This window comes from Caldibacillus sp. 210928-DFI.2.18, assembly GCF_020554505.1.
Classification (GTDB): Bacteria; Bacillota; Bacilli; order Bacillales; family Caldibacillaceae; genus Caldifermentibacillus; species Caldifermentibacillus hisashii.
In genome coordinates, this window is sequence record NZ_JAJCHL010000120.1 from 1 (window position 1) to 7,274 (window position 7,274).

At 36.1% G+C, this 7,274-nt stretch carries 8 protein-coding genes; 6 read left to right on the forward strand and 2 right to left on the reverse strand.

The genetic code is table 11. The features are described 5' to 3' along the window. From LIZ98_RS16140 to LIZ98_RS16155, 4 genes are all read left to right on the forward strand, one after another. Positions 1 to 286, forward strand: a 286-nt coding sequence (locus tag LIZ98_RS16140; protein ID WP_227203135.1) for a UTRA domain-containing protein, incomplete at its 5' end; no start/stop codon positions are given. A gap of 198 nt (positions 287 to 484) precedes the next feature. Further along, positions 485 to 940 carry a DUF2521 family protein gene (locus LIZ98_RS16145; protein ID WP_051988941.1) on the forward strand — a complete coding sequence of 152 codons (456 nt, stop codon included), beginning with the start codon at positions 485 to 487 and terminating at the stop codon, positions 938 to 940. Positions 941 to 1,016: 76 nt separating this feature from the next. Further along, positions 1,017 to 1,757: an N-acetylmuramoyl-L-alanine amidase CwlD gene (cwlD, locus tag LIZ98_RS16150; RefSeq protein WP_227140258.1), complete on the forward strand. Its 741-nt coding sequence runs from the start codon at positions 1,017 to 1,019 to the stop codon at positions 1,755 to 1,757. A 381-nt stretch (positions 1,758 to 2,138) separates the two neighbouring features. Beyond that, positions 2,139 to 3,197: an Mrp/NBP35 family ATP-binding protein gene (locus tag LIZ98_RS16155; protein WP_034767121.1), complete on the forward strand. Its 1,059-nt coding sequence runs from the start codon at positions 2,139 to 2,141 to the stop codon at positions 3,195 to 3,197. Between the two features lie 224 nt (positions 3,198 to 3,421). Here LIZ98_RS16155 and gerD read toward each other — a convergent pair whose 3' ends face one another. Continuing rightward, complete coding sequence (gerD, locus tag LIZ98_RS16160; protein ID WP_034767122.1) at positions 3,422 to 3,973, reverse strand: spore germination lipoprotein GerD; 552 nt, start codon at positions 3,971 to 3,973, stop codon at positions 3,422 to 3,424. Positions 3,974 to 4,147: 174 nt separating this feature from the next. Between gerD and LIZ98_RS16165 the strand changes: the two genes are divergently transcribed. Next, positions 4,148 to 4,792, forward strand: coding sequence for a KinB-signaling pathway activation protein (locus tag LIZ98_RS16165; protein ID WP_227140259.1), 645 nt, complete (start codon positions 4,148 to 4,150; stop codon positions 4,790 to 4,792). A gap of 389 nt (positions 4,793 to 5,181) precedes the next feature. On the opposite strand, the gene pdaB is transcribed toward LIZ98_RS16165, so the two are convergent. Then, complete coding sequence (gene pdaB / locus LIZ98_RS16170) at positions 5,182 to 5,931, reverse strand: polysaccharide deacetylase family sporulation protein PdaB (RefSeq protein ID WP_227091984.1); 750 nt, start codon at positions 5,929 to 5,931, stop codon at positions 5,182 to 5,184. A 169-nt stretch (positions 5,932 to 6,100) separates the two neighbouring features. Between pdaB and LIZ98_RS16175 the strand changes: the two genes are divergently transcribed. After that, positions 6,101 to 6,373, forward strand: a complete 273-nt coding sequence (locus LIZ98_RS16175; RefSeq protein WP_051988942.1) for a hypothetical protein — start codon at positions 6,101 to 6,103, stop codon at positions 6,371 to 6,373. The last annotated feature ends 901 nt before the right edge of the window (positions 6,374 to 7,274 follow it).

Consider the following 7,274-nt stretch of genomic DNA (forward strand, 5'->3'; position numbering starts at 1 on the left):
CGGTAGAACTCTGTACTTAGGAATCCACTACGGCTTTAGCCTAGTGGTAGTTCAAGAATATTTAGAGCAAGATTTAGGATTAAAAATCAGTTTTGCTAAAAAGGAGTTTTTTGTAGACGAAACAACAGCGGAAGACCGAATATTTTTGGATTTACAGGATGACAAACATATTGTTGTTGTAAAAAACTATGTGTACTTAGATAATGCCAACTTATTTCAATACACGGAGTCACGACATCGACTGGATAAGTTTCGTTTTGTTGATTTTGCACGGAGAAGCCATTGATCGACCGAAAATGAACAGTAAGGAAACTTGGTGAGGCACGACGCATTTAGCCAAAGTAGCATTTCCCATTATATACGTTTTTAGTCGACTGCAACCCTTTTGGTATAAAAGATTGGTAATTTCCCCCATCCGTACCATAAGTTCTATGGTGATTCCCCGATTCATCGTGTAAACAATATAACAAAGGGGGAATGACACTTGGACATCGAAACGAATATAGATACGTCGTTTTTGACAAGACGCAGAGAAAGACAGATTAAGTTTGAACGTAGCGTTTTGCGGGAATTATCGCTTGCTATATTAAAAAAGAGTGTACAAAATTATTTTGCCGGATTGCTTACAAACAGTGGACTGCTCTTTGATCAAGTGATTGAAGAGGGGTGTTATGATGTGGCACTTGAAGTATATTTGTTGGGAAGCAGTTACAGCCGCTTAGGATATTACGGAAAGCCGATTGAAGAAGTAAAAGCCTCTTCTCTTGAAGAAAGAAGGAATTTCTCGAAAGCGTTGCAGGATTTTATCGCTTATTGGGGAGCAAAGCTTGATGAACAAAATGAGGAAAGATTAGAAAGTCAATGTGATGCTTTTGTTGATCATTGGTTTATGGAAGGATTTGTGAAAGGGAAAATGAAGTATAAAATGCGGCTTCATTAGGTTCCAACTTGCAAATTGATGTTCTAATCCCTTGCTCTTGTCCATATAATGTATGTGACAGGCAAGGGGGAATATTATGAAGAAAAAATGGGTATTCATCAGTATATTATCGGTAGCCATTGGTTTTTTCATTTATCTTATACAAGAACGGTTTTTGGAGCGAAATGCATGGGATGCTTGGAATCTCCCTTTGACAGGCAAAATTATTTATATTGACCCCGGACATGGTGGTGTAGATGGGGGAGCGGAAAATGGAGAAGCAGTTGAAAAAGATATTGCATTATCGATTTCAAAGATGCTACGGGATTATTTGCAACAACAAGGTGCGCTCGTGTTAATGACCCGGGAAAAGGATATTGACCTTGCTGATGAAGATACAAAGGGATTGAGCAGGAGAAAAACCGAAGACTTGCATCGCCGTGTAGAATTAATCAATGAATCAAAAGCGGACTATTTTATAAGCATTCACCTGAACTCGATTCCGTCATCAAGATGGTACGGTGCTCAAACCTTTTATCATGAAAAATATATTGAAAATAAAATTGCTGCTGAGATGATTCAAGAAAGGCTACGGGAAATTTTAGATACAAAACGAGAGGCGAAATCCATCAGTCATGTTTATTTAATGAAAAAAGCAAAAAAACCGGGTGTCCTAGTTGAAGTAGGTTTCCTGTCAAATCCGGCAGAACGGGAAAAATTATTATCGGAAGAATATCAAGAAAAAGTAGCAGCATCGATTTATGAAGGAATTATTCGTTATTTTACTGAGGAAAGAGAACATAAAGTAAAAATGGAAAAAGAAAAAGAGGACGATTAAATAATGAAAACAGGGGAGCCTTTGGCGAGAAGAGAGCCGTCGTAAGCGAAAAAACATTTTCGCTTACGAGGTAATGCTACCGAAGCCTCTCTTGTCACCGAGAAAATATAAAATTTTTTCGGCTGCGGTGTTTTCCCGCGAAGCTTTCCTTGTTCATCGAAAACGAAAATTTTTTTCGGCTGTTATCTATTCCTTTGATGCTTTCTTTGAGCGCTGTTACTTAAAACTTAAAATTACCTGCAACAAGCAAATTCAAGTATCCTTGCTGGAAATTTATAACTTTACGTAACAATAGCCCTTTGTCAATTGCAAAGGGTTTCTCTATTTGTGTGATTTAGCTTATAATAGAAGGGACAACTTGTTAAAAAGGGTGGCGAAGAGATGCTTTCAGAAAATCAAGTCAGAGAACTATTGGAAAAGATGGAAGATCCATTTTTACATAAGACATTAAAAGAAACAAATGGCATTGTTGAAATTAAGATAAAAGAAGAAAAGCAACATGTCAGTGTCAAGTTGGCGATTGCAAAAACCGGGACCGGGGAGCAAATTCAACTGCAATCAAATGTGGTTAAAGCGCTTAAAGATGCCGGGTTTGCAACAGTTGGTTTGCGCTTTACTCAATTGCCGGATGAGGTCATTGAAAAATTATATCCGGAAGCAGGGGAAAATATCGGTTTAGCCCCGAGCAAAAATACGACGGTCATTGCTATTGCCAGTGGAAAAGGCGGCGTCGGAAAATCAACCGTTTCGGTCAACTTGGCGGTCTCACTGGCCAGACTCGGCAAAAAAGTCGGGTTGATTGATGCAGATATTTACGGTTTCAGTGTTCCGGATATGATGGGAATCATTGACCGACCGGTAGTTCGCGGGGATAAAATTATTCCGGTCGATCGATTTGGTGTTAAAGTCATTTCCATGGCCTTTTTCGTTGAAGATAATGCACCGGTCATTTGGCGCGGTCCGATGCTTGGAAAAATGTTGACGAGTTTCTTCAAAGAGGTTGAGTGGGGGGAGGATTTCGATTATTTACTGCTTGACTTACCTCCGGGAACTGGTGACGTGGCCCTTGATGTTCACCAAATGTTACCGACTTGTAAAGAAATCATTGTAACGACCCCGCATCCGACAGCAGCCTTTGTTGCAGCAAGAGCGGGTGCGATGGCTATTACAACGAACCATGATGTCATTGGTGTCATTGAGAACATGTCCTACTTTGAAAGTCAGAAAACCGGAGAAAAAGAATATATTTTCGGTCACGGTGGAGGCGAAAAATTAGCAGAAGAATTAAAGGTACCTTTACTTGGAAAGATTCCTCTTGGTCAACCTGACTGGAGTGACGAGGAATTTGCACCATCCGTTTATCAAATAAAGCATCCGATTGGGAAAATTTATTTTAAAATTGCAGAAAAAATTATCGATTTACTTGAGAATAATAAATAGCTAAAAAGGCTGAACAATTCAGATGTTCAGCCTTTTACCTGATCATAACGGCGGTCTGGAAACCCGCCAAGTTTTTTGCTTAATAAGACAGGTCCGATGGGTTCAACTAAATCCATGGTAAATCAAAAATGCACACAGAAAGATGAGTGCCCGCATGTGTCCGATTGGTTCAATAAATAATTCGCGGGGGAAATGACCCGCGGATTAAAAATTCAGTAGATCCTTTATTTTTTTCCTTCTTTTGCGGCCTTTTGTAAAATTTCCTGGATTTTTGCCTGGTATTCAGGACTTTCGAATGTCTCGGATATGACGCTTTTCAAATGTTTTCGGTATTCATTACTTTTTAAGAGATCCGCCAGTTCTTTTTCTAATTCCGGATCATGTAAAACTTCAATTAATTTAGACCGATATTCCGGATCGTTTAACAAGCTTTTTAATACCGCTTGATTTTCTTCTGCCATGCTATCAGCAAATGCCTTGGAAAATTCCGGATCTTTAAAGGCAGATTTCCAAAATTCTTTTCCATCATCCGATAATAATGTAGTTTTTATCGCATCATTCACAGCAGTGTTATCCATGACAAGTTGTGATTTAAATGGTTCTTCTGCTAATACGTCTTTTAACGCTTTTTTCCCATCATCGGTTTTTAAAATATCAACAACCATCTTTTTGGTTTGGTCATAATCCAATTCTTCTGCACCCTGAGCTTGCGTTGAGCATCCGGCCAATATGAAAAAACAAACAAATAGGAGCGGAATAATTTGCTTCTTATACATATTTGTAGCTCCTTTCATCCTTTTTCTATTCATTAGAATGTTGATTTTCCTAATAAAATATACTTAAGGAGAAAGGGTAGATTTTTCATGATTTGGTTGATAAAATAAGGTTACAAATTATTTTAGAAAAATTAAAAATTAACGGGGCATTTAGTTGAACAAGGGGGCAAGTTTATGAATTCAAGAAATTGGGTTCGATTTTTTATACATACGTTACTATTAGGTGGAGTTATTACCATTTTTACCGGTTTTGCGGTCCAGTGGGAAAAATATGAACCGCTTTTCCTTGATTTTGACATATTGGAAATTATTTCAATAGCAATCTGGCTTTTGGGAGTTGGCTTCATTTTTAGTGTAATCAGTCAGATGGGGTATTTTGCCTACTTAACTATTCACCGGTTTGGATTAGGTTTTTTTCGATCGCTGTGGAATCCGGTCCAGCTCGTTGTGATTGCCTTTGTATTATTTGATTTTATTTACTTTCGTTATAAAGAGTTTGCCGGTGAAAATGAAAGTATCTGGCCTTATTTATTGGTAGCATTATTCTTATTACTAATCGGAATTGTTATCGCTTACTTAAAGGCGAAACAGTCGGATAAGCACGCTTTTGTTCCAGGGTTATTTTTCATGGTTTGTGTTACTATTATCGAATGGGTACCTGTCCTAAGGGTAAACAATCATGATTGGCTCTATTTAATGCTTTATCCTTTATTAATTTGTAATGCCTATCAACTGTTAATGCTGCCCAAGTATATTGAGCGTTCAAAAGTAGAAAGACCGGTAATAAGAAAAGAACAACAAATGACCGTGCATAAATAGCGTGGAAGGCTGCGGTGGACGTGGTTAATTGAATTATGGGTGAATATGGCGTTGGGGGTAACGGAATTTACTTTTTAGGGTTAAATAGCCTAAAGTCGCAAACATGTATAAGGAGCTGCAGGAAATGATATATATCTATACGAGCAGCTCTTACTAATTTTTTGTTTAAAACGCCGGCATTTTCGGATATTACAACAGGTGCTTATTCCATGACTTCAATTCTTTTGGTGTAAAATAGGAACGTTTTCGAAATAACCGATGTTTATTCCATTCAATTCGTTTGTTTTTAATATAAACGATTGTGTGAATTATAAGAACTTATATAGTTGGCAGAACCTTTTAAATAAACCGGCGCATTGGAAATTAAGCAGTAACAAGTACACGGTTCATCATTCAATTTCCTTAGTATTTGTATTCCCTTCAATTAACATATCCGATACAGTTGTTAATGATAAATGTTTATTTTTTAGCAAATTAATGATTTCCGGTAAAGCAACCGCAGTCTGTTTTGCAGAATCTGATGCATGGAATAAAATGATGTCTCCCTTTTTGGCTTGAGATACATTCTCGACAATTTTCGTTACACCCGGGTTTTTCCAATCCTTTGAATCAATACTCCAATGGACAACAGAGTACCCAAGCTGATCAGCAATTTTAACAAAACGGCTGTCAAAATGACCGGATGGTGCACGTACCAATTTTTTATGTTTTACATTCAATTTTTTCATTGCTTCTTCTGCTTTTAAAAGATCTTGTCGAATTTTAACGTCTTCAATATCATCATATTCCAAATAATCATAGCCTAATAAACCAATATCATAACCTGCTTTGACAATTTTTTCCACTATATTCGGGTGTTGTTCTGCCCAAGATCCGGACAAGAAAAAAGTTGCCGATTTTACATTATTCTCCACCAAAAGGTCAATAATTGGTTCCGCCTTTGTATTTCCCCAACTAATATTGAAGGTCAATGCCACACCGTTTTTTCCTTTATATATTGCCTTTGGACCATCCGAAGTAGAAAACACACCAAAGGAGAAGTTTTGAATATAGAGAAACCAGGCAGAAACAAAAGATGTAAGAATGATGATGGTCAACTGCTTTAATTTTTTCCCATTCAGGACAAAAAAATAATTCATAAGGCACCCTCCTAACTTGTCTACTCAAAAGTATGCTTGGACAAAAAGAATTATGTCAGGGAAGGATAAATTCCTTATTCTTTATAAAAAGTAATATGGGAATATCATAAAATCATGAAAAGGGCAAATAATAACAAGTACAGAATAATATTAACTGATGAGGTGGATTATGATTGGACTGCTAGTAAATCATAAGGAAGTAGAGGAACTTATGTATATGTTAAAAAGGGAGATGGACGAAATATTATTTGATTTTTCCGATGAACGGATTAACCATGTTGTAAAGAGAGGAATGGAGGAAAGGTATCATATTTTATTTTCATTATTTAAAAGAATTGCCCCACCGAATGAATGTATACCATATATTCGAAAAGCAACATATAATACAAAATCAGAATCAGGCAAGGTAAGTAAAAAAATTCAATATGATATTCAAAACTAGAAAGTTGTCACATCTTAGTCTGTATTCGGGGAAAAATCGAAATATGTGGAGACACATCGACGTATAAAAAATGACCATATATGTGGACTAGTCCCTTAAGTTATTGTTAAACGTGGCTCTAGAAAAACAAGCTGAGAATATTTGTAGACTTGTTTGTACCCTTTAGGATAGAGATAATCGACATCCGAAAAAGCGAAAATATTCATAAGCAAAAATGTGGATAAGACAACGAAATATTTGTAGAAAACTGGCTAAATAAAACAGGTAAGTATCAAAAATGAAGCAACTTTTATCAAAAATGCAATACATTACTTTTTATGAAGAATACTCCGGTCAACACCTAAGCCCGGTTTTCAAAAGAACTAACGTTTAAAATACAAGATATGATTTTAAATGCAAATAATAGCTTGTTCAGTATAAAAATTTCGTAAAACCTTTTATTGCTAATCAGGGGATGCTAAACGGAAGATTTTGATATTATTTATGGCAATTTATAAGTGAAAAGCTTGAATATAAGTGAACGTGATTCTCATAAAGAAATTAAAAATTCAGGTGTACGGATAATTAGCATTTTCTTGGAAATTCTTGCCATTTATACCGAAGTTTATGGCTTGAGCTTTGATACAAAAAGCCTCTATCGTTCAAACAACCCCTAATTTTAATCTGGAAAAATTGGTACATTGTAAGTATATAATTAGCAAAAAATTGTTGACATAGTTATTATCAGGTGGTATATTATAAAAGTCGCCCGAAATAATATGGGATATGAATTAAATAATTATTCGGGTGAAAATAAAAACTGTTGACAAAGTTATTGATAGATGATAAAATAATTATTGTCGCTAAAAATTGAACCTTGAAAACTGAACAAGACAAAGCGTTTTAATAAACCATTTAAGTC

Coding starts and splice junctions, on each gene's coding strand:
- cwlD (WP_227140258.1), top strand. CDS start 1,017: ATGAAGAAAAAATGGGTATTCATCAGTATATTATCGGTAGCCATTGGT.
- LIZ98_RS16155 (WP_034767121.1), top strand. CDS start 2,139: ATGCTTTCAGAAAATCAAGTCAGAGAACTATTGGAAAAGATGGAAGAT.
- gerD (WP_034767122.1), bottom strand. CDS start 3,973: ATGTATAAGAAGCAAATTATTCCGCTCCTATTTGTTTGTTTTTTCATA.
- LIZ98_RS16165 (WP_227140259.1), top strand. CDS start 4,148: ATGAATTCAAGAAATTGGGTTCGATTTTTTATACATACGTTACTATTA.
- pdaB (WP_227091984.1), bottom strand. CDS start 5,931: ATGAATTATTTTTTTGTCCTGAATGGGAAAAAATTAAAGCAGTTGACC.
- LIZ98_RS16175 (WP_051988942.1), top strand. CDS start 6,101: ATGATTGGACTGCTAGTAAATCATAAGGAAGTAGAGGAACTTATGTAT.